Below are 24011 nucleotides of genomic sequence, written 5' to 3' on the forward strand. Positions count from 1 at the left end.
TTTTTAACTCCCCCTATATGTGGAATAACCATATTGGTTCAACAATAGCGGGACATGGTAATGAGCATGCGGATCGCTCAGGGCAAAATGGATGCTTATTTCCGGATAAAAAGTCTCCAGATTGATCGAGTCAAAATAAGCCTGTGTCAGAAATAAAATGCGATAAACACCTGCTTCGCATGGCGTGTCCTGAAGCCAATTGCCAATGCGACCATCAGCATCTGTTACAGCCTGATCCAGTAACAGCCACTGATCATCATTTTTCTTATACAAACTGACGTTTAACCCCTGTACCGGTTTGCCATCAGCTAAATTCAAAACATGGGTGGTAATCGGCGCTTTCATTTTGACTCTCCTGTTTCAGCAAACTTAGCCGCCAAACGTAATTTCATAATCGCTTCCTGCTCGCGAGCTGCATTGGCCAGCTCGGTATCACGTGAATTGGCCAAGCGTTGCGTTAAAATCGCCAACATTTCTTCAGCAGATTTGCCGCTGGCACAGACAATAAAAATGAAGCCGTTCTGTTGTTCATAACGTTGATTGCCTTCATACAATGCCGTGATGACATTCTCATCGGCTTGCAAAACCTGACCTTGCTCTTTGGTCGCCGTGCTGAATTTGTCTTTTAATTTCTGTAGATCACCGATTTTGGCATGGTGACCAAAAGCTTCGAGATAATCTGCTTCAGTCATTTCGGTCCATACCGCGACACATGCGTTTTCGACGCTTACATAATCCTCGAACGGTCTTAATTGAATAACCTTCTGTGCCCAATTACGGCAATAGCAGCAGCTCATTAAAAAGTCGCAGGCTACATCAGCGGAAAGTGCATTAAATTCACTGACAGTCATAATCCACTCTTGATCTGGTTCATATTCAAGCCGCGCTTGGTGCTATTTGTACTATTGCTGCGGTTGCCAATTAAGTGATGTCTCAGCTGTATCAATTGACCAGCAATCGATACCGCAACTTCAACGGGTAATTTGCCAGGGATCTCCGACAAGCCTACCGGCGCTGTTAATTTACTAATCTGCAGTTCCGTTAAACCTTCGTCGCGCAAAATGGATTTAAACCGTGCAACTTTTGATTTAGAGGCAATCAAACCTACATAGCTGGCATCATCCCGTTTCAACATGGTTTCGATTAACTGAAAATCCAGAGTATGTTCATGGGTAAAAACCAAGCCTGAAAATCCCATAGGAAGCGATTCTGCAACTTCAACAGGATTATTGGTCAGCACTTTTTCAGTGTCATTGAGTGGCAGTTTTTCCAACCATTCGGCACGCTGATCTACCCATATTTTTTTACCGGGCAACTCATCGAGTAATGGCATCAATCGCTGGGCAATATGTCCGGCACCAAACACCGCTAAGGTGAACGGTTCATTGGGAAATATTTCAAATAAAATGGTGATTTTACCGCCACAACACTGGCCGGTTTCAGGCCCGAGAATGAACTGTTTCAGCTCATTATGACGATCCTTTATCTTCAACAATTCTCGGGCATAGTCGATCATGTCATGCTCTAATCGACCACCGCCGATGGTGTCCCATATCTCCGTTTCACTGACCACCATTTTGGCATCATGATCCCGCGGTGATGAGCCTTCGATACCCAATACCGTTAATAATGCGTAAGCGACATTATGTTGTTGATTATTACGGACAGCTTGTGCCCAAGTCAGTTTACTCATTGGGCAATGGCCTGTTGTGCCGACTCTACCGCCCACAACACTTGTTCAGGCGTAGCTGGAATAGGTAAATATGGACTGATTTTATGCTCTGCGACACTGCCACAGGCATCTCTGAGAGCACACCAAACCGACAATGCCAACATTAATGGTGGCTCGCCAACCGCTTTTGACGAATAGATGGTATCGGCATGATTGTCCTGTTTATATAGTTTGACATGGAAGGCTTCAGGCACATCAAAGGCTGTGGGGATTTTATAGTTTGCAGGGGCATTGGAAAGCAGATGGCCTTTATCATTCCATAGCAATTCCTCACTGGTCACCCAGCCCATACCCTGAACAAATCCACCTTCAATCTGACCGATATCAATACCAGGGCTCAGCGATTTACCGACATCATGCAAAAGATCTACGCGTGTTACTTTGTATTCGCCGGTTAAGGTGTCAATCTGAACTTCTGAACAGGCAACGCCGTGAGCAAAATAGAAATACGGCTTACCTTTTCCGGTTTCACGGTCATAATGAATAGTAGGCGTTTTATAAAAACCGGTTGAACTGAGCTGTACCCGATGGGTATAGGCAAGCTGGACAAACTCCGCAAAAGGCATACTGGCTTCGCCCAATAACACTTGATTATCCACAAATAAAATTGCTTGTGCTGGCAAGCCAAAATGCTCAGCAGCAAATTCAACCAATCTGGCTTTAATATTGATGCAGGCATTCTGAGCGGCCTTACCGTTTAAATCGCTTCCAGATGATGCCGCCGTCGGAGAGGTATTTGGCACTTTATCGGTTCGGGTGCTGGTCACCATGATCTTTTCAAGATCAACTTGAAATTCATTGGCCACAATCTGCGCCACTTTGGTGTACAAACCTTGCCCCATTTCAGTGCCGCCATGATTCACATTAATCGAACCATCGGTATAAATATTCACCAGAGCGCCGGCCTGATTAAGGTGTTTCACGGTAAATGAAATACCAAATTTAACCGGTGTCAGCGCCATTCCTTTCTTCACATAACGACTGCTTTTATTAAAAGCATTAATCGCGTGACGACGTGCCCAATAATCAGAGGATTGTTCCAGCTGCTCCATCATATCGTGCAGGATATGCTGCTCTACCGTCTGTCCATAATGTGTCTGATTACGCTGCTGGCAATACAGATTACGTTTACGAATAGTCAGCGGATCCTCACCGGTTTCAACGGCAATCCGATCCATTATCGCTTCAATAACTGCCATACCCTGAGGGCCGCCAAAACCACGAAATGCAGTATTTGAAACAGTATGGGTTTTACAGAAAAGACCGGTAATTTCGGCATTATTCAAATAGTAGGCATTATCAGCATGAAACATGGCGCGATCGACAATGCCCTGAGACAGATCCGCAGAATAGCCACACAGACCTGCCAACGACATTTTCACCGCCTGCAACATGCCTTGCTCATCAAACGCAACATCATAATGCGTCAAAAAGTCATGACGTTTGCCCGTTGCCACCATATCATCACGCCGCACCATCCGGTATTTCGCCGGACGTCCATGCTTATTAGTAAATAAGGCTGCAATACAGGCAAGATGAGCTGCCTGTGATTCTTTACCACCGAAACCGCCGCCCATTCGACGCACTTCAGCAGTCACTTTGTGAAACGGTAGATCTAATACTTCAGCAACCATTTTTTGCACTTCGGAAGGATGTTGGGTCGAAGTATGCACATGCACACCATCCTCGGTTGGTAAGACATAACACGCTTGCCCTTCCAAATAAAAATGTTCTTGTCCGCGCACCATAAGTTCACCAGTTATACGATGAGCGGCTGATTGCAGAGCCGTTTCTACCTGGCCCATTTTCATCACATGTTTTGGCAATACAAAACTGTTATTGGCCATGGCTGCTGGAACATCGACAATAGCTGGCAACACCTCATATTCCACTACGGCTTTTTGCACAGCTTGCAGGGCGAGCTCAATTGATGTGGCACCAACCGCAAAAATTGGATGGCCAACATACTCGACGGTATCTTTCACCAGCAGTTCTTCATCATGGATCACAGCACCGATAATGCGTTTACCGGGAATATCCTGCCAGGTCATCACATCAACAACGCCTTCTGAATCTCGCACAGCTTGTAAATCAAGATGGCTGATTCTGGCATGAGCATGCGCGCTGCCACCTACCGCAATATGTAATGTATTGGGCAACTCCGCCATATCATCTATATATTCCGCTTTGCCCATCACCTGCTTCATCGCACTTTCATGGACAACCGATTGACCCGCAACACCTTTGGCTTGTCGTTTGTTTCTATCTAAGTTATCGGTGAGATTACGCATAATGAAACACTCCAATCTCCATCGATTCGTTGATCTCTGCAAACGCTTTCTGTAATAAATTTTGAGCGACTTTTAGTCGATATTTATCGGTAGCGCGGACATCGGTCATTGGTGCGAAGTCATTGTTTAGCGCTGCCATCGCGATTGATAAAGTATCAGCACTCATTGCCTTGCCAATTAAACTTGCCTGGGCTGACTCAGCATATTTGGGTATTGCCGCCATACCGCCAAACGCTAAACGGGCTTCACTGATAATGCCTTGCTCAATTTTGAAGAAAAACGCCGCCATCACAGCAGAAATATCATCGTCATAACGCTTGGAGACTTTGTATAACTTTAGCTGTGTATCGGCTTTAGGCTTGGGAATCGATATGGTCCGAATATATTCGCCTGCCTTTAGAACCGTTTGTTTATAGCCTTTAAAAAAATCATCGATCGCCACCAGTCGACGCGAGTTAACCGTAGCTAACTCCAGCGAAGCTCCCAGCGCCAATAAAATCGGCGGGGTATCACCGATAGGTGAAGCATTAGCGACATTGCCTCCAATCGTGCCCCGGTTACGTATTTGCAGCGAACCAATCCTGTCAAATAATTCGACCACTTGTGGATACCATGTCTTCAACCATGGCATAACGGCACTATAGGTAGCAGCACCACCGATATTTAAAACGTCACCCGCCTCACTAAGCTCGGATAATTCAGCCACATTGCTAAGCGATACCAGACAATCGAATGTCTTATATTGTTGAGTAATATCCAAAGCTAAATCGGTCGCACCCGCAACAAATCTGGCCTGTGGATTTTCGGCTAATACGGTTTTTAATTCGGCTTCATGCTGCGGAGCAAAATAACTGCCCTTTTCACTTTGCAAACTGGCACAGCTTTCCAGCTCGGGTATTTGCCAGGCCGTTGTTGCATTAATCACATTGTTCACATCGGACTGCTGGAATGATGCAAGGGCGGCATCGACAATCGGACGATATCCGGTACAACGGCATAAGTTTCCAGACAATGCTTCTAATGCATCAGCCCGCGAACAGCTTTGTTGCTTTTCTCTCAAGCCAACTAAAGACATCACAATACCAGGCGTGCAAAAACCGCACTGTGACCCATGATGTTCAACCATACACGCTTGAACCGGGTGCACCTCAGCAGATGCATTCACTCCCTCGACACTGACAATATGCTTGCCATGAAGATCACCTAACAGAGTGATGCAACTGTTTACCGCTTTGTAAGTTGCTCTGTCGGCATTTACTTCACCAATTAATAACGTGCAGGCTCCGCAATCCCCAGATGCACAGCCTTCTTTGGTTCCTGTTAGACCTTTTTTAGTGCGAAGGTAGCGCAACACGCTCAAAGTTGGATCGATATCCGACTCGGTAACCCACTCACCATTCAACATAAATTTAATCATTTAAACACCCGAATTTAATACTTTTGCAGCCTATCAAGGCTTAACGTTGAATCAACTCATTCAACATCTCTGGTGGGTTTAATGCAATTTTCTGACCAAATGGTTATATTTTTACACCGAGACCGTTAATTTTTCAATTAAAGTCTATTAATTCGTTGAAACAAACAATCTGAGCGTTAATCAGTCAAGTTTTGTAGCGGTTAATTCAGTGACTAAAATCAAGCATGCTTGCATGAAAAAATGACTCTATCTGGTTATTCTTAATCAGCAATTATTAATTAATACAAAACACCCTTGCCAATCAGACTTGACCATTTAATCGATAAATAAACATAAATCATTGCGTTAACGTGCAAGAGGTAGTAAAAACACCATGATGTTATACTGAAAACATAAAGCTGACTAAATCGATATAAAAAGAAATAATTTATGGCCAAAAAAGAAAACATGAAATCTTCAAGCAAGCCGAGAAAGAAAAGTACCGAAGTTATTCTTCAAGCAGCCGAAAAAGTGTTTGTCGAAAGAGGCTATGGTGGGGCGAGTATGCAGGCGATTGCTGATGAAGCAGGCTTACCCAAAGCGAATATTCATTACTACTTCACCAGTAAGGAAAAACTGTATTCAGAAGTGCTGACCAAAATCATTGCCAGCTGGAACTCGGTGATGGATAGCGTCAGTGTCGATGATGATCCTGCAAAAGTACTGGAACAGTTTATCTACACCAAGGTAGAACTTGCCTATCGCTTTCCTCAGGCATCTAAACTCTTTGCCATGGAAATCATTCAAGGTGCTCCCCACTTAAAAGACTATATCCGCATGGATATGCGTAACTGGGTAAGAGAGAAAAGCAAAGTTTTCCAAACCTGGATGGATCAAGGAAAAATGAAAAATGTTGACCCTGTGCATTTGATTTTTCTTATCTGGTCATCCACCCAGCATTACGCTGACTTTGAAACACAAGTCTTAACCATTATGAATCGAGCGGAATATGAAGAAGAAGACATCCTCAATTCAAGCCGATTTTTATCCTCAATCATCCTGACGGGTGTGGGCTTAAAACCTTCTCACGAAAAACTTTAAATTAAGAATTAGCAATGGCAAGAACAATCTGGATTAAAAACCCTTTAGCAATCTGGACCGGTAATGATTCCGATGCTGGGGGTGGCGTTGTCATCAAGGACAACATCATTGTCGAACTTGTAGCAAAGGGAAAAACACCCACTGTTATATACGATGAGACCTTCGACAGTTCGGAATGTGTTGTTTTGCCGGGTTTGATTAATTGTCATCACCACCTTTATCAAACCCTGACCAGAGCCTGTCCTTCAGCATTAAATAAAGATCTGTTTCCATGGTTACGCAGTCTGTACACCATTTGGGCTAATCTGGATGAAGAAGCCATTTATCTGAGTTCACAGCTTGGTCTTGCTGAGCTGTTACTGTCGGGATGCACCACCGCTGCCGATCATCATTATTTATTTCCTCAAAGCGTACCCAATGCCATTGATATTCAGGTTGAAGCTGCAAAACCACTGAATATGAGAACTTTGTTTACCCGTGGGTCGATGAGCTTGAGTGTAAAGGATGGAGGCCTGCCACCTGATCATGTTGTACAGGATCACGATACGATTCTAGCGGACTCTGAGCGCGTCATCCAGCGTTATCATCAAGCCCAGGAAGGTGCGATGATGCAAATTGCGCTTGCCCCCTGCTCTCCTTTTTCAGTAACGCCCGAATTAATGCGTAGCAGTGCAGAGCTCGCAAGACAATATGGTGTGAGACTTCATACCCATCTGGGTGAAACCAATGATGAAAATGATTTTTGCCTAGCCCAGTTTGGTAAACGTCCCGTCGAATATTTAGAAGATGTTGGTTGGCTGGCCCCCGATGTCTGGCTGGCTCACGGTATTCACTTCACTGCTGACGAAATCACGAAACTAGGCCATCACAACGTCGGAATCAGCCACTGCCCTAGCTCAAACATGTTATTGGCGAGTGGTATTTGCCATTCGTTAGCGTTAGAACAAGCTGGAGCCATTATTGGCTTAGGGGTCGATGGCTCGGCCTCTAATGATGGATCAAATATGATTCAGGAGTTACGTCAGGCCTTATTTATCCAACGCCTGAAGTACCCTGCTTCATCAATAACTCATCAAAAAGTATTCGGTTGGGCAACGCAAGGCGGAGCCAACATTATGGGACGTAGTGATATCGGTGAAATTGCCGTTGGCAAACAAGCCGATCTGGCACTGTTTAAACTCGATGAAATGCGTTTCTCCGGCCATGGTGATCCGCTTGCCGCATTGCTGTTATGTGGTGCTCACAAAGCAGAACATGTGATGGTAGCCGGTAATTGGCGAGTAAGCCATGGTGCGATAAACGATCTCGATATTGAATCACTGATGCAAAAACATCACGCCAAAGCACAGCAATTGCAATTTGGCTAAACACTCAGCGTAGACTGAACCGTTTAATCAAATCGGCATGTTGGGGAAATTGTTCCAATAAAACAGCTTCGGTGCCTAAGGTCGTATCCATATATTCAAATCCAGGGGCCACAGCTTCACTTAATAAACCATATGTCGCACCAGGGTTAAGCGTTGACGCCTTCCAGATACCACCTTTAACGGTAAACTGCAGTTGCTCTCCATTTAAAATATCAGGGCCCAATACCACTGTTTCTACCGTACCGTCCGCATCAATCAGATAATAGGTCATCGCACCACCCAGGTGATAATAATGAATGATGTCTGATTTATTGAAATGCCAATGACCAATTGGCGAGGTATCCGTCAACATATAATAGATTGAGGTCATGCTGAATCGCGGACCATCACCGAAATCAATTTTAGGGCGATGAGATGCTTCAAAAGTGCGTCTAAAATAACCACCCTCGACATGACTTTTTAAGTCCAATATTTCCATCACTTGCTCTTTTGTCACCGGTTCCGCTCCTATTGCCTGACTCATTATCATTAGCCCTGCACAACATCCCATAAAGTAGTTCATTTTATCCTCGCTCAGTATGCAATTTGATTAGTAGACTGTGGTGTAAATTTTTCTAACAAAACCGCAATCACAATTCCGGTCGCAATGGGGGTTTGTAAAAATATTGCTACCTGAGGGCTTAGCGTGTCGATTCCCATAGCAAAATGGCTCAGGCTTAAAGCTGTAAAGATCGTCGCCGTTGCAATGCTCCAGCTACGGACATTATTGCTGCTTGATTTAATAATCTGAAAACCAGAAACACAAATCAATGCAAACATAAGCCCCAACGCACCAAATAACAGTGCCCCAGGCATAACCTGAAATAAGCCCCCCAGAATGGGAAACATTGAGGCCAAGATCAAAAACAGAGCAACATAAAGTCCAACATAACGACTGGCAACGCCGGTCAATCTAATCACCCCATTATTCTGACTGAATGTGGTGCTTGGAAAAGAGCTGAAGATAGACGCGATAACCGAATTAAAGCCATCCGCCATCACCCCGCAGCGAACCCGCTGCCAATATGATGGTGTATTTATCGGTTGTCGGGATAACGTTGAAGTGGCGGTGATATCGCCAATTGATTCTGCCACCGTGACAAAATAAACCGGTAGTAAAATAAAAAACACCCCCCAGTCAAAGCCAAAAGGGTAGTTAAAAACCTGTGGGATAAACACTAACGGTAGCTCAGCCAAGGGAGCAAAATTGACCTGCCCTGTTAGCAAGGCAAATAAATAACCCACGCCTAAGCCAATACTGATAGCGGATAACCTAAGCCAAGGGCTTTTACTGCGGGTGAATAATAAAATGATCAACACCACACCAATAGACATAATAAAAAATGGTGTTGTTGAATGATTGGCTGCAACCGTCTGCTGATATTCTCGTGTCAAATTTGCAAACATTGCAGAGACTAAAGAAATACCTAATAGCACCACAGCAACGCCCGTTACTGTTGGGGTAAGAATCGTTTTTAATTTGGTTAAAAACAAACTTGCCAGCATAACCGTGAGACCACCAGCTGCTGCTGAACCGAATAATATTCCCAAGGTTTGATGAATATCGTATCTGTCCTGCAAACTTGCTGATGCCAGAATAAGTGCACCAATGAAGGTGAAACTAGTGCCTTGTATACATAATAATTTAGCCCCGATTGGGCCAAATCTGACCACCTGAATGATGGTACCGATACCTGAAACAAAAAGGGATGAACTGATAATGAAGTTAGTCTCTGCCGGACCTAAGCCCATGCCTATACACACCAGCAGCGGTGCCGTCATAATGCTGACAAAAATGGCTAAGAAATGTTGAAAAGCCGTGAGACTTGCTTGCCAAATGGGTGGTTTATCTTCAAGCCTGAATAACAACTTCGAATTAAGCCCTTCAACATCATCAACTAATGCACTATCGTCTAACCCGTATTTCATCAGAACTACCTTTAAGATGAATTAAGCCGTGTAAGCCAACTAAATTAAAACGTGGTTGTTGAATCTAGTTATTTGAGAAAACTCCCCGGTTTTACGATGGTAAAACCGGGGAGTCACTCGATTAGACAGGCAATCCTTTACCCAACATCAGACCAGCAACTTAGAACTTATAAGTCGCCGTGATGCTGTAGTTACGTGGTAACTCTGGTAGAACAATTTGAGAACCGAACAAGTCCGGGAAGTTTGAACGGAAATACTTTTCGTTCGTTAAGTTTTTAACCATTGCTGAGATACCCCACTTTTTGGTGTTATAGCTCAAGCCAGCATTAAACAAATCATAGGCAGGCAATTTAACCGCTTGCGAATGACCAGAGTAAACAGAGTCAGCATGGAAGTAACTTAAGGTTGAAACAAAGCCATTTTTAAAGTCATAGGCAGCACTTAACGAGTAGCTATTTTCAGGAAGACCTTGCTTATAGTTGCTCCCTGTCGGCGTACCAATATACTGACCACCATAAATTAACGATGGATCGGTAACACCGGTTAAGTCATCAGCCCCGTAGAAACTAAATTGCCCGTTGTTTTCTTTAGTGGTCAAGTTAAGCACTTTGAGGTGAGTAAACGCACCGGTAAAGCTTAACTGGTCTGTTGCAAGAAAACGGAACTCAAACTCTGTTCCTTTGGTTTCGGAAGTTGAGTTGGTCACGATTGATTGAGAGTTGGTGTCGGTACGTTTTTGCTTGTAATGCGATAAAGCCATAAACAAACGACCATCCAGGAAATTACCTTTAATACCCACTTCCTGTAATTCAGAGGTATCGGTAAATGCATCCGCAGCAATATTCGATGCGGTAAGCTCTGAACCTTGACCAGCGACCACGGTAAACTGCTCAGAGAAAGTGACATAAGGTGTTAAACCATAATCAGTTTTATAGTTTGCACTTAATGTCCAGGAAGTACCATTTGAGCTACCAGACTCACTCTGTGCTGCACTGGTACTGCCATCGCTTGTCCACAAGATACCTTCAGGTGTTTTACTTTTAGCTTTAATGTAGTCTTCACGAATCCCGGCTAATAAACCCAGACCAAAATCAAACTCATAATCAGCTAAAAATGCTAATCCGTAATCAATGTAATAACCATCATCGTAGTTATCATAGTCCTGACCTGTTCTGGTCGCTAATAATCTACGATCACGCGCGGTAGAAGGCCCAGTCAAATCACGACGGTCAAAAAATTCGTGAGTGAAATCATCGCCGTGTTTAAATTTGGTGTAACGAACAGAAGGTGAAAGTTGATAAGATGACTTAACCCGTTCTCCTTGATTGACGTAACTTAAAATCACCTTCTCTTCAAATACCGAACTATCATGGAATTGAGCAAAACCGTAGGCGTTTTCACTCAGACTTTCATAGGTTTCATAAAACACCTTGTTGGTTAGAGATAACTTTTCATTAAAGTCATGTTCTAAATCAAAATAAAGCAGATAGTCTTCATTGGTTAATTTATCATCTTCCGCCACTAATACCTGACTACGTTTTAATTTTGCAGTGCCGGGATTTTCTAAATTAAAGGCAGGGTTTACAGTGGCATCTGTAAGGGATCCAGGATTATTACCAAGCCAAGTGTTGATACCACCGAAGACAGCATTATATTCGTCATGTGAAATTGAACCATCGCCATTGGTATCTAATGATTGGGCCTGACCGGTGATGTAAGTTCCGTTGTCAATCAAATCCTGTGTGACACGGTTCCAACCAGCAACCTGGTTACCTTCAAAATTATGGTACATACCACCAAATTCGATTCGTGTTGTATCGCTTAACTCGGTATTAAACGACGCTTGGAAAATCGATTGATCGGTTTCTGTATTTTCATAATAAGAACCAGAATTTTCCTGTTCAAAATAAACGTAATAGCCTGCATTTCTATCACCAAGATCAACCGGGCCACCAATCTCACCCGTCATAATCTTCTTATCCCAGCTACCTGTCGTAATAGACAATTGGCCGGTGTCTTTATCTAGGTATTGTCCTGTTTCTGCACGCGATGATTTAGGTACAAAGTTGAGATAACCACCGATTTTAGATGGCCCCATAATCGGAGAAGCTGGACCACGAACAATATCAATACGATCTGAAGCACCAATCGGGGTTGGATAGTTACCTGGGTTATCTAAGCGTTTCATACCGCGGAAATACGTTTCGCCAGGTGTTCCCCTGACATCTAACGAACCAGCGACACCAAAAAATGACTGAGTAAAGGTACCGGGAGCCAAGATAACCAAATCGTTAAGATTGGTCATACCGTAACGCGACATCGTTTCGGCGCTTATTGTTGATACCGAACGCGGAGTTTCTTCAATGGTTTTATTAAAACCAAAAATAGAATCGACTGGATCAGTAAAAATTAACCCAATATCTTCAACGGTGTCTTCCGTGACGACTGTATCCAGCTCAACCACATCTTCAGCAAAAGCTGCGCCACTAGTTAAACCAACTAATATATTTAGTGCCCCTGCATATCCAGCTGCCCTAAGATAACTTCTCATAACATGACTCCTCAACGACATTAATGTGTAAATATCCCGCGCTGAATATTTACTAGATTTAACGAACATTAACTCTTGAGCAAATCCCATGCCACAAACCTGTCCACGTGGACAGGTTTTAATAAATCTACAAAAAACAGCGGACAATCCTTTATTTACAGTGGATTAACCAGAAAAAATAAATTCACAACTCTCGTAAACTATCCAAATGGTTTACTAAAAAAACGACTCCTTTTTGTTCCAAAACTGTGCACCTGAACACAGTTTCGCACCAATTATTCTCATTTTTGCCACAGAGTGACTTATTTGTAGCATTTATATCGCAAACACTTTTTGGGGCTGTATCTGGAGTAACAAACCCTGATCGTAACTATTTGACCGTTGGGTTAAATGCCTGCTGTAAAGCAGCTACAATCCGCTCATTAAACTGCTTGGTTAAACGGCTCTCAGGTGCTAGCCAGTCGAAAGCATGGTAGGCCCCCGGCATTACCATTAATTCGGTTGTTATCCCTGCATTGATCAGACGTAGTGCATAGCCGATATCTTCTTCTACAAACAAATCAATACTGCCTACACCTATAAATGCAGGTGGTAAATCTGCAACACTTTTCGTTCTGGCAGGAACAGCTTGATGCGGAACATCATCGACACCGGATGTTTGGCCGAGAAAGGCTTCCCAGGCAATCCGGTTGTATTCTCTGGTCCAGAGGATCTGGCCGATATGGTCAGGAACCTCACGTGACGTGGCGGTGCGATCATCTAACATCGGATAAATCAGCATTTGAAACATCACAGGCACTTGTTGGCGATCTCTGGCAGTAATTGCCAACAAGGCTGCATGCCCGCCACCAGCACTCTCACCCATAACAGCAATTCGATTGTTATCCAGACCTAATTCACTGGCATTATTGTGCATCCACAATAATCCACTGTAGTTGTCTTCTATCGAGCCTTGATAAGTTGTTTCAGGAGCTAAGCGATATTCCACCGTCACAATGACACAATCCAGTTGGCTCGCCAGTGTTTGTAATTTAGCAATATCATTCTGGGCGGATCCCATCACAAAACCGCCTCCATGCGTATGCAAAATTCCGGGTCTGTTTGCCCCTTTTTCAGCATTGATAATGTAAATAGTGATGTCCGGATCTGTTTTAACAGTGCTCGGAATGTTCCGTTGTGTAACTGATACCTCGGAATTTTGAGCTCCTGTCCAGGGTGTTGGGGGTTGCCGGTGCTTAAGCAGCTCTTTCGTAATCGGTGGCAGGTTAATATTTTGCGCGGCTTGTCTTAGCTCTGGAGCAACAACAGCATAATCAATACTTTCTTGATCGGCGTAAGTGCTCATCGATAGCAATGTACCGATCATTACTGCCATTATTGTCGTAAATAGATGTTTCATCACGCAGCTCCTTTAAGTGTGGAAATATTCAATGTAATTTCTGCGCATTCGATATTATCAAAATGAAAACCCCACCCGTAATAAAACTTGTCCAAAAAGTCAGAATGTGATTTATTCTTGATAGACCTTATCTTCTTCTCTCAAATAAGACGCTATGAAATCACAAACACTATTGCCTGGTATCTTTATTGCCTTCTGCTCATTACTAAGCCCATACATCAGCGTTGCCGATTCCTTATATAAAGAAGCATCCGTAAGCCTGGATACAGGGATTGAAGGCATTATCTGTCAACCAGAAGCTGCCAGCCCCATACCAGCAGTATTAATGTTGCATGGCTTTGCCAGCTCCAAAAATGAAGTAGGAAATCTGTACCAAAGATTAGCCAAACGTTTATGTGAGAAGGGTATAGCCTCGTTACGTATCGACTTCCTCGGTAATGGCAATAGCACTGTTCTCAGCATGGAACAGAGCTCTATTGAAACCATGCTTGAAGATGCTGAAACAGCATATCAATATCTCAATACTCAGCAGTGGATCGACTCCAGCCGTATGGGGATTGTTGGGTTTAGTTTAGGTGGTGGCATCACCATCGTTACAGCAGCACAGCATCCTGCTCGTTATAAATCGTTGGTAACATGGTCGTCTGTTGGGGATTTTCATCAAGACTTCCTGTCTTTACGGGGTCAGGATAATTTTGACCATGCGGCCAAACATGGTCGAGTGGACATTGATTTAGGCTGGCGAAAAGTCTCTTTGGGACACGGTTTCTTCACTGCATTAGATAACTATAAATTAAGCGATGAAATCAAAAAATATTCCGGATCATATTTAGCCATTGCTGGCAGCGAGGATTTCTCTTCGTTCTATACAAATGCTTATGTTGCTAGCGCTGCTGGTAAACATAAACAGGGCATCATTATTGAGGGTGCAGATCATATATTTGGGGTGCTTGAGGAAGACCAAACTACGGCCGAACAAGTCATTAATACGACCTTAGAGTGGTTTTTAGACAGCTTATAAAAAATTATTAAGAGGAATGGATTTTGAACACTGTAAAAAAATATACCGGCGTTTTAGCAGTACCCTTTTTTTTGTTCAGCTTATTTTCTGCCCCAATTCACGCCAGCGAAAAAATTATTATTGATGCCGATGTCGGCATTGACGATGCAATGGCGATCTTATTTGCCATCGCTTCACCAGAGATTGATCTGCTAGGCATCACCACCACATATGGAAATGCCACCATTGAAAACAGTACCAGAAATGCCAGCTATCTAATCGAAAGAACCGGTTTAGATATCCCTGTTGTTCAAGGTGCCGGCTTTCCATTGGTAATTCCGCCGGAGCCACCGGCAGACTTTGTTCATGGGCTTAATGGGCTCGGTGATATCGATATGCCAGAACAGGCAAAAGCCCCTCTTGCTGATATCACTGCTGCTGAATTTATTATTCAGCAAAGTAAACTTTATCCCAATGAGTTAACACTGGTTCCCGTTGGTCGATTAACCAATATTGCTCTGGCATTACGCCTGGATCCCACATTACCCAGCCGCATTAAACGCTTGGTGTTAATGGGCGGTGCGTTTGAGGTTACTGGTAATGTCACGCCGGTTGCAGAGGCCAATATAATCGGCGATCCTCATGCCGCTGACATCGTATTTCAAGCAGACTGGGATGTCGTGGCAATCGGTTTAGATGTCACCACAAAGATCGTAGTCAATGATCATGATCTCAAGTCAATCGAACAGGCCACCCCTGTTGCAGGTGGTTTTATTCGCGACTTCAGTCAGTTTTACCTCGATTTTTACCGTTCTAATGGGGTCACCGAGGGGTTTTATGTCCATGATCCGGCCGCTTTATTGTATGTTATCGATCCACAATTATTCACCACCAAAACAGCGGCTATTCGTGTGGCTTCAGAAGGAATTGCTTTAGGTCAAACCATCGCAGCAATCCCTCCAATGAACGAACGTGACGGCGACTGGAAAGCGGTTAAGCTCAATCGTTTTGCCGACACAGTCAATGCTGAGAAAGCACGTGAGTTATTCTTATCCCGTTTATCGAACGTACAATTTGTTCAATAACATACACGGCTGAACAGTTCCGTTTCATTCGGTTTTTTGTATAAAGGCTGCGATGTCCTTAATGACGCTGTCAAAATCAACGGCGATTTGCCCAGCACCCGACTCCAACGCACCAATCATCATCAAATTATCGGGCATATTAAAATTTTCGACCGATTGTCCATCAATATCTCGATGAGGGTCATTTGGAGCGAGGGTGAAATACTCCCCCACTCTGTCAGCATAAATTCCAGCCACTTCAATCGTTCCATAAAATGGCTCACTTTCATAATAGGCAAATACTGGCTTGTTCAAACCACGCATATAACCCATTTCAAAAGCTGTTCCCACATCCATGCTTGGCCCACGAAATCGCACCATATTGGCTGCGATGAAATCAGCTTTATCCATCAACTTTAAATTTTCGTAATAAATACGCAGTCCAGTCTCATAATCCGGCTTAAAGTCGGGGATTTCATTATCAAGCGGATATAAGCCGACCAGTTCAAATGGCCATTGCTCAGATTGATTGAGTGCTTGGATCTGTTGCTGCTTCTGCTTTCCGGCACCAACAGGATCAGGTAAAAACACTTCCGGTCCAGCCAAATAAATGTAATAAACCGGTTTATCGGCATAGGCATTCACTGCCACAAACAAGCAAGCAATCATCAGCAACAATATACGTTTCATTTTAAAACCTCCCTGATTCACATCAATATCGAATAACGAATGAACATTAAAAAAACAACGCACCCAAAGCGGGCGCTTGCACAGTTTCGGGTTCTCTTCGGTAAACAAAACACAGAGTGATAACACTGCTTTTTTGCTGCTAAGCAGAGATTTTGGCAAATCCACATTTGGGTTAACGCCTGTGTAAATAAGGCCTACCGACGAAATACACCCAACGTTTACATTGCTCCGTTACAACTGAAACGATAAAAAGGCATAAAATTTGCTAACCATTTGGTCAGGTTTTGATATTAACTAATACGGGATAAATCTACAAATGTCTTTTTTAAAGCACGCTAAATCTACAATCTTTGTTTTACTTTCGATGCACGCCATGAACAGTATGGCTGCCGACGTTCCCTCTACAGAGGTCACTCAAATTAAAGCCGTGGTGGTGACTATGTTTGAAGTTGGCGAGCCTACCGGGGACAAAGCTGGTGAACTGCAACTGTGGTTAGAAAGAGGTGATTTCAAAAACCAGCATGCTTTTCCTTTGGGTGAATATGACATCTACACCAATGATGATGGCCTGATGGTGATGTGTACTGGTGGCGGTATTCCTAATGCAACTGCATCGATCATGGCTTTAGGTTTGGATCCCAGATTTGACCTGAGTAAAGCCTACTGGTTAGTTGCCGGTATTGCTGGCGGTGATCCTGAAGACATTTCTCTTGGCAGTGCTGCATGGGCGAAACATGTGGTGGATGGTGATCTTGTCTATGAAATTGATGCCCGTGAAATTCCCGAATCATGGCCGTACGGCATTATTCCGTTAGGCGCGAAGAAACCTGCCGAAAAGCCTGAAGATATTTCAACTGGTTGGACACTTGATACCGTGGTATTTGATTTAAACAGCAAGCTTGCTGACTGGGCTTTTGAACAAACAAAAGATGTAAAAATCGACGATACAGAAGGCCTCAAAACATATAGATCTATCTATAAAACCTTCCCTAATGCTCAAAAACCACCTTTTGTAACCATTGGTGACACTATGAGTGCCAGTACTTATTGGCATGGCAAATATTTAAATCAATGGGCGAATGATTGGTTAAAACTCTATGCCGGCCCCGATGCCAACTTTATGACCAGCAATATGGAAGACTCCGGTACGTTGACCTCGCTGATGCGTCTTGCTCGTCTCGATAAAGTTGACCCTGACAGAGTGATGATTTTGAGAACCGTCAGTAACTTTACGATGGCCCCAGAAGATAAACCTACTAGCTGGAGTGTCACGGCTCCCTATCCTGATGAAGGCTTCCCCGCTAAAGATGCCGCCTATGTGGTGGGAAATACCGTTATTCAAGCCATCATGAACAATTGGGATGTCTATGAAAATACGCTTCCCTATGAGGCTGAATAAGCAATCGCTATAAGAAAAATAAACAGCAAAGATCAGTGCTTTAATAAGGCTGCTCTTTGCTGTTATCAACCATCCCTTTGGAGCTAAGGACATGAAAACGTTTTATTTACTATTCACACTGTTTTTAAGTTTAGTATCTACTGCCCATGCAGAATCGTTTAATGACGTATTTGCAGAGTTCAAAAAAAGTGCCTCTCCGGAAGAGTTGTACACTTTTTTATATGCTGTGCCCAAAGGGGGCGATTTACATAACCATTCAACGGGCTCCAATCTATCCGAGTGGTGGTATGACGAAATTTTAGAGCAAGAAAAAAATGGCTACATTTACTACACAAAAGTAAAAATTAACAACTGCAGACCCTATGGCACCAACGAATTTGGTGGCTCTCCTTACCTGCTACTTTTTGTGAATATCCAAGACTTTGAATACAACCAACTCGATAGCTGTGAACAATCTGAATACAAACGTATTCAAGATCTCAACGAAATAGAAAAACAAGCCTGGTTGGATAGTATTCGTCTGGATAAAGACTCTGAAGGCCGCAATGAATTTTTCCAAACCCATTGGGAACGCATTAACTCATTAATGGCCAACCCATATATGCAGGTCAATTTAATCGTTAAAAACATGCAGGCTTTTGGTGCCGAGGGCATGTTGTATTTAGAGACTGACGCTGGCGTGCGTGGTTACGTACACCCGGATGGCAGTCCGTTCGATGAAGAAGAAGTTTATCAGCTCTACCTTGATCGTTTTGCCCAAAAAGACGCACTTGCTTCGGGGGTCACCGTCCGTTTGCATTACGCCTTATTACGTTTTCTTCCCAATGCTGAAGACGATTTAAAGTGGATGTATGAATATGTGGCAACTCATCCTGAACTCTATGTTGCCGTCGATATGGTTGGACGTGAGGATAATGACAAAGGCCATCCTTTACGCTTCTTATCGACCTTACGAGAACTGAGACACCATTATCATGATGTTAACCTGTCGATCCATGCCGGTGAAAAAGACAAGCCTAATAAAAATGTCCGCGACACACTGTTATTGGGCGCGTCACGCATTGGCCATGGTGTTAATTTAATCAGTGATCCCGATACACTACTGCTGATGCGTAACAACAGTTACTTGATTGAAATCAATCTGATCAGTAACTTACTTTTAGAGTACGTTGATGATTATTCCCAACATCCTTTCCCGGAATATCTCCGAATTGGCATACCGGTTGCCTTAGCAACCGATGATCGTGGTATGTGGGATTCAAATATGACGGATGAGTATTACACCGCTGTCACTAACTTTAATCTTTCATGGTCAGAGCTGGTGCAATTAGGTGCAAATTCACTGAGTTATTCGTTTCTTGATGAAAAGACCAAACAACAGCTTTTAGATGAGTATTACCAACGTATTGCTAAATTTGAAAAAGCATTTAGTCAGCAAAAAATGGCTTCGCTAAGCAAGGTTAAACCAGAGAGCTATTCTTTTGCATGCAAACAATTTTCAATCTGTAGATAACATAAGAAGACACGATGCCACCAGCAAAACTACCTGATGATTTTGATGCAGAACTTTATATCGATTTGATGTCACCTGTTGTCGGCCTGGATCTCGATGATGAGACGAAGCGTGAAGTGGCAAAGCTGCTGAAGATTGCACATTCCATGGCGAGCGTTGTCTATCAGGCACCTCTGGATGACAATCTTTTCGATATAGCTGGCGTCTTCACACCAGGTGGTCGGAAACATGACTGATTCCATTTGTTACGCCAGTGCTGTGGATATCGCTGATCAGGTTAAAACCCAGCAGATCAGTGCTGCTGAGGTGGTGGAAAGCTTTATTGCTCGGATTGAATCGTTAAACCCGACGCTAAATGCCTTTACGGAACTATGTCATCAGCGGGCTCGTGATAAGGCTGCAGATATTGATAGACGTATTGCTCAAGGCCAGACAGTGGGTGTGTTGGCAGGTGTTCCTTTTGCCGTTAAAAACCTGTTTGATATTAAAGATGTGGTAACGGTTGCGGGCTCGAAAATCAATCAGGCCAATGCTAAAGCGACCGAAGATGCAGTATTGATAAAACGTCTTGAAAACGCCGATGCCGTCTTGATCGGTGCCTTAAATATGGGCGAATATGCCTATGACTTTACCGGTGAAAACAGCCACTATGGTAATTGTCATAACCCTTGGGATCCCAGCTGCATGCCCGGTGGTTCATCATCGGGCAGTGGCAGTGCAACAGCAGCAGGTCTGGCACCGATATCATTAGGTTCAGATACCAATGGCTCCATTCGGGTGCCCGCTTCTTTATGTGGCATTTTTGGTTTAAAACCAACCTATGGCCGCCTGCCCAGAAGTGGCAGTTATCCCTTCACCGACAGCTTGGATCATCTCGGAGCTTTTGCCAGAAATGTTCAAGATCTGGCAACTGCATTTGATCTGATGCAAGGCTTTGATAGCGAAGATCATGCCTGTGCTGACCAAGCCAAGCTAAATACGCTTGCAACATTAGATAAAGGTATCGATAACTTACGTATAGCCAGAGCCACAGGTTACTTTGATACAACGAATTTTCCTGAAGCTACTGCAGCCGTCGATTTAGTGTGCAGATTATTAAGCTGTGACAACACAACGGATATTCCAGGGGCCAATGAAGGGCGCTCAGCCGCTTTTTTGATCACCAATGCGGAAAGCAGTGCACTACATCTATCTCGCTTGCAAACCCAGGCTGACGATTTTGATCCTGACACACGCTATCGCTTTCTGGCGGGCGCCATGATTCCTGCCGCATGGTATTTAAAGGCGCAAGCCGTCAGACAATGGTATCACCAGCAAGTATTGGAATTATTCAAATCTGTCGACGTAATCATTGCGCCGGCAACGCCTTGCACAGCTCCAAAACTTGGCCAGAAAATATTAGTTATCAATGGCAAAGAGCATCCATTGAGACCAAATTTAGGCTATTTCACTCAGCCGATTTCTGCTATCGGCTTACCGTCATGCGTCGTGCCGACCATCAACCAGGCCAATGGCATGCCCATCGGCGTGCAAATTATTGCTGCGCCTTGGCGTGAAGATATCTGTTTACGGGTAGCAGCCTATCTCGAATCACAAGGCTTAACGGCTCAACGTCCCATCAATATCACTTAAAGATTAGCGATCGAGACCACTGAAACGTCGTCGACTACTCCATTATAAAAATAGATATTTACCGGTAAAAATCACTGCAATAACGTAAACCGCTGCAGGACACTGACGATACTGTCCAGTGAAAATCTTGATCAATGCATAACTGATAAAGCCAAGCCCGATGCCATCTGAAATCGAAAAGGTCAGTGGCATTGTGACTGCAGCTAAAGCCGCAGGCGCACTTTCACTCAGATCATCCCAATCGACTAATGACAAGCTTCGAGTCATCAATACTGCCACAAACAGTAATGCCGCCGAAGTGGCGTAAGGCGGAATACTTTTTACGATTGGCACAAACCAAAGTGCTAATAAAAACAGTAAACCCGCGACGACGGCCGTTAATCCAGAACGACCACCAGCTTCCACACCTGCAGAGCTTTCAATATAGCTTGTTGTAGACGAGGTACCCAATAAAGCGCCTATCGAAGTTGCTCCAGAATCGGATAACAACGCCTTGCCCAAACGCGGTAATCTGCCCTTTTCATCTAACATATTGGCCCGGGTTGCGACCCCGACCAGCGTTCCAGCCGTATCAAATACATCCACCAATAATAAGGTGATAATGACAGTGACCATTGACACCTGAAAGGCGCCGGCAATATCCAGTTGTAAAAACACTGGTGCTGGTGACGGCGGCATGGAAACAATGCCATCTATGTGTACATCGCCGAAGGCCCATCCCAATAACGTGGTCGCTAAAATGCCAAAAATGACTGCGCCGGTAACCTTTTTAGCCGCTAGAGAAACAATCAGCACAAAACCAAATAAGCAGACTATTGAAGAGAAAGCCTGCATATCGCCTAATGAAACCAGGGTGGCAGGATTATCAACCACAATCCCTGCATTTTTTAGGGCGATTACACCCAAAAACAAGCCTATACCTGCAGACATACCTAATTTGAGATTCAACGGGATGGAATTAATCAACCACTCTCGTACTGGCAGAAGACTTAATATGATGAAAATAATACCGGATAAAAATACGGCACCTAGCGCGACTTGCCAGGTATAGCCCATGCCGAGCACAACGGCATACGTAAAAAAAGCGTTCTGCCCCATACCCGGTGCCTGAGCAATCGGATAATTTCCCAACACCCCCATTAATATCGAACCAATCGCCGCCGCCAAACAGGTTGCTACAAATACCGCGCCAAAATCCATGCCGGTATCCGAAAGCATGCTGGGATTAACCACAATTATGTAAGCCATGGCTAAGAAAGTAGTTATACCGGCTACTACCTCTTTTTGTATTGAGGTACCTAAATTACTCAGATTGAAAAAATCATTAATGAATTTCATGTTTACTCTATAAAAATCGATGATAATCGGTATTGTTTAACGTTCCGCAAACCAACTGCAATTACCAGACCATATAGTCAGGATTTTTCAGGCATTCCTTTTAGATTAAGTCAAAACGGCTAAAACACTTGCTGTAACGCATATCATCCGTAATGAATGAACATACTTAAACCAATCCGGGTTGTAGAGAGAGGCCATAAACTAAACTTTATGCACAAAATTAATACACAACCGCACCAATAAAGCGCTTTGCTTTATTAATAAAACCCTTACGCAGAACTCTTTTAATAAAGGATGGCTTATCTATCCGCCGAGATAATCGGGCTTAAACACTGGGTTTATATAGCACTAATTATTCGTTGCTAACATACTTTCCGAGCCACACTTAAAACCTGTCTAAATGGTCCACTTATTGCTAATAGTGTTAAATTACGCAATCAGGCTTACCATCATCATGACTCAATACTTCCAGAAATTAACTCAATCCTTTCTATTAATCTGTTTGGCTTTATTCAGCCTCCAGGCATCTGCCTTTCCCGTTATCTACGATACCGATATGGCCATTGATGATTGGTTTGCATTACTTTATTTAGCGAAAAATAAACAGAGTGAACTGAAGGCTGTAACCATATCCTGTAGTGGTGAATCACACTGTGAACCAGGCGAACGTAATGCGATCAGCTTGCTTGACCTGATAAAAACACAAGGCCCAATACCGGTAGCAGCTGGTGATGCCTATCCGCTTGATGGTTATTTTGTGTTTCCTGAACCTTGGCAAATAGATTCGGACACACTGTCAGGTGTCCCCATTGATCCACCAAGCTATGCCCCCTCCACTCTCTCGGCAGTTGAATTGCTGCACACCACCATCAGCCAAAGTGAAGAACCGATAACAATTGTTGCTGTTGGTCCACTGACCAACATCGCACAATGGTTGATGAGCTATCCAGATGACGCTGAAAACGTCAGTCGTCTGGTCATTATGGGAGGCTCTCTTGATGCGAAAGGCAATATTATTGTGCCTGGCTTTACCGATGATCATCCTAATACCAAGGCGGAATGGAATCTGTTTGTCGATCCGCTGGCAGCTCAAATCGTCTTTGACAGTCCATTAAATATTGATCTGGTTGGCCTGGATGTCACCAACCACGTCAATGTCACTCATGAGTATGTGGCTCACTTCAGTACGCTTGCCAATACACCAGAAGCTAAATTCGCAGACCAAGTCTATAAGAAAAATGACTGGTTTATTGACTCAGGTGAATACTATTTTTGGGATGTATTAGCCGCTCTGACAGCCACACATCCAGATTTATGTGTGCCTGAAATGACCGCACTAACCGTCAACGTCGACACCATCAAACAACCAAAACATCTCGCCACCAGTGATTTGAGCATGCCTGCACTGCGTTGGGATGGTAAACCGCGATCTCACCTGAATGCCGCAACTGCCGGAGTTATCAGCCGCAGTGAAGCAGGTCGGCCTATTGCTGTCTGTGTTGAAACCAATGCTGAAAAAGCACTGAAAATATTCACCGACACCTTAACGGCTGAAGACTAATCAACCTCA

The 24011-nt window shown here is 43.8% G+C and carries 20 protein-coding genes; 9 read left to right on the forward strand and 11 right to left on the reverse strand.

The window, feature by feature from the left end:
- Window positions 1-3: 3 nt before the first annotated feature.
- From uraH to xdhA, 5 genes are read right to left on the reverse strand one after another with little or no spacing between them, the layout of a single operon-like run.
- Window positions 4-345 carry a hydroxyisourate hydrolase gene (gene uraH, locus Q7V21_RS09590; protein ID WP_304917083.1) on the reverse strand — a complete coding sequence of 114 codons (342 nt, stop codon included), beginning with the start codon at window positions 343-345 and terminating at the stop codon, window positions 4-6.
- On the reverse strand, window positions 342-851 hold the full coding sequence (uraD, locus tag Q7V21_RS09595) for a 2-oxo-4-hydroxy-4-carboxy-5-ureidoimidazoline decarboxylase (protein ID WP_304917084.1): 510 nt from the start codon (window positions 849-851) through the stop codon (window positions 342-344). Before uraD ends, uraH begins: the two co-directional genes overlap by 4 nt.
- Window positions 848-1693 (reverse strand): xanthine dehydrogenase accessory protein XdhC, encoded by an 846-nt coding sequence (gene xdhC, locus Q7V21_RS09600; RefSeq protein ID WP_304917085.1) that lies wholly within the window; start codon window positions 1691-1693, stop codon window positions 848-850. The genes uraD and xdhC overlap by 4 nt, the downstream gene beginning before the upstream one ends.
- Window positions 1690-4023, reverse strand: a complete 2334-nt coding sequence (gene xdhB / locus Q7V21_RS09605) for a xanthine dehydrogenase molybdopterin binding subunit (protein ID WP_304917086.1) — start codon at window positions 4021-4023, stop codon at window positions 1690-1692. Before xdhB ends, xdhC begins: the two co-directional genes overlap by 4 nt.
- Window positions 4016-5440: a xanthine dehydrogenase small subunit gene (gene xdhA / locus Q7V21_RS09610; protein WP_304917087.1), complete on the reverse strand. Its 1425-nt coding sequence runs from the start codon at window positions 5438-5440 to the stop codon at window positions 4016-4018. Before xdhA ends, xdhB begins: the two co-directional genes overlap by 8 nt.
- 429 nt (window positions 5441-5869) lie before the next feature.
- Between xdhA and Q7V21_RS09615 the strand changes: the two genes are divergently transcribed.
- Together Q7V21_RS09615 and Q7V21_RS09620 are read left to right on the forward strand one after the other, a co-directional pair.
- Entirely contained in the window at window positions 5870-6520 is a 651-nt protein-coding gene (locus Q7V21_RS09615; protein ID WP_304917088.1) for a TetR/AcrR family transcriptional regulator, read from the forward strand.
- Window positions 6521-6534: 14 nt separating this feature from the next.
- Window positions 6535-7887 carry an 8-oxoguanine deaminase gene (locus Q7V21_RS09620; protein WP_304917089.1) on the forward strand — a complete coding sequence of 451 codons (1353 nt, stop codon included), beginning with the start codon at window positions 6535-6537 and terminating at the stop codon, window positions 7885-7887.
- Window positions 7888-7891: 4 nt separating this feature from the next.
- Here the strand turns inward: Q7V21_RS09620 and Q7V21_RS09625 are convergent, their stop codons facing one another.
- The 4 genes from Q7V21_RS09625 to Q7V21_RS09640 form a co-directional block, all read right to left on the reverse strand.
- Complete coding sequence (locus tag Q7V21_RS09625) at window positions 7892-8383, reverse strand: cupin domain-containing protein (RefSeq protein ID WP_304917090.1); 492 nt, start codon at window positions 8381-8383, stop codon at window positions 7892-7894.
- 77 nt (window positions 8384-8460) lie between these two features.
- Window positions 8461-9855: a uracil-xanthine permease family protein gene (locus tag Q7V21_RS09630; RefSeq protein WP_304917091.1), complete on the reverse strand. Its 1395-nt coding sequence runs from the start codon at window positions 9853-9855 to the stop codon at window positions 8461-8463.
- A gap of 160 nt (window positions 9856-10015) precedes the next feature.
- A complete protein-coding gene (locus Q7V21_RS09635; RefSeq protein ID WP_304917092.1) occupies window positions 10016-12406 on the reverse strand; it encodes a TonB-dependent siderophore receptor in 2391 nt (796 codons plus the stop codon).
- A gap of 370 nt (window positions 12407-12776) precedes the next feature.
- The gene (locus Q7V21_RS09640; protein ID WP_304917093.1) at window positions 12777-13805 is read right to left on the reverse strand and encodes an alpha/beta hydrolase; all 1029 of its coding nucleotides are present in this window, start codon (window positions 13803-13805) and stop codon (window positions 12777-12779) included.
- Window positions 13806-13959: 154 nt separating this feature from the next.
- Here Q7V21_RS09640 and Q7V21_RS09645 point away from each other — a divergent pair, with 154 nt between their 5' ends.
- Both Q7V21_RS09645 and Q7V21_RS09650 read left to right on the forward strand, forming a co-directional pair.
- Entirely contained in the window at window positions 13960-14826 is an 867-nt protein-coding gene (locus Q7V21_RS09645; RefSeq protein ID WP_304917094.1) for a S9 family peptidase, read from the forward strand.
- Window positions 14827-14849: 23 nt separating this feature from the next.
- On the forward strand, window positions 14850-15890 hold the full coding sequence (locus Q7V21_RS09650) for a nucleoside hydrolase (protein WP_304917095.1): 1041 nt from the start codon (window positions 14850-14852) through the stop codon (window positions 15888-15890).
- A 24-nt stretch (window positions 15891-15914) separates the two neighbouring features.
- Here the strand turns inward: Q7V21_RS09650 and Q7V21_RS09655 are convergent, their stop codons facing one another.
- The gene (locus Q7V21_RS09655; RefSeq protein ID WP_304917096.1) at window positions 15915-16559 is read right to left on the reverse strand and encodes a nucleoside 2-deoxyribosyltransferase; all 645 of its coding nucleotides are present in this window, start codon (window positions 16557-16559) and stop codon (window positions 15915-15917) included.
- A 316-nt stretch (window positions 16560-16875) separates the two neighbouring features.
- Between Q7V21_RS09655 and Q7V21_RS09660 the strand changes: the two genes are divergently transcribed.
- The 4 genes from Q7V21_RS09660 to Q7V21_RS09675 all read left to right on the forward strand — a co-directional run bounded on the left by Q7V21_RS09660 (window position 16876) and on the right by Q7V21_RS09675 (window position 21103).
- A complete protein-coding gene (locus tag Q7V21_RS09660) occupies window positions 16876-17958 on the forward strand; it encodes a purine nucleoside permease (protein ID WP_304917097.1) in 1083 nt (360 codons plus the stop codon).
- Window positions 17959-18049: 91 nt separating this feature from the next.
- Window positions 18050-19471 carry a hypothetical protein gene (locus tag Q7V21_RS09665; RefSeq protein WP_304917098.1) on the forward strand — a complete coding sequence of 474 codons (1422 nt, stop codon included), beginning with the start codon at window positions 18050-18052 and terminating at the stop codon, window positions 19469-19471.
- Between the two features lie 14 nt (window positions 19472-19485).
- Window positions 19486-19707: a DUF4089 domain-containing protein gene (locus Q7V21_RS09670; protein ID WP_304917099.1), complete on the forward strand. Its 222-nt coding sequence runs from the start codon at window positions 19486-19488 to the stop codon at window positions 19705-19707.
- Complete coding sequence (locus tag Q7V21_RS09675; RefSeq protein WP_304917100.1) at window positions 19700-21103, forward strand: AtzE family amidohydrolase; 1404 nt, start codon at window positions 19700-19702, stop codon at window positions 21101-21103. The genes Q7V21_RS09670 and Q7V21_RS09675 overlap by 8 nt, the downstream gene beginning before the upstream one ends.
- 42 nt (window positions 21104-21145) lie before the next feature.
- Here Q7V21_RS09675 and Q7V21_RS09680 read toward each other — a convergent pair whose 3' ends face one another.
- On the reverse strand, window positions 21146-22441 hold the full coding sequence (locus tag Q7V21_RS09680) for an NCS2 family permease (protein ID WP_304917101.1): 1296 nt from the start codon (window positions 22439-22441) through the stop codon (window positions 21146-21148).
- Window positions 22442-22895: 454 nt separating this feature from the next.
- Here Q7V21_RS09680 and Q7V21_RS09685 point away from each other — a divergent pair, with 454 nt between their 5' ends.
- Window positions 22896-24002, forward strand: coding sequence for a nucleoside hydrolase (locus Q7V21_RS09685; RefSeq protein WP_304917102.1), 1107 nt, complete (start codon window positions 22896-22898; stop codon window positions 24000-24002).
- Window positions 24003-24011 lie beyond the last annotated feature (9 nt).

The sequence above is a fragment of the Methylophaga sp. genome (assembly GCF_030651745.1).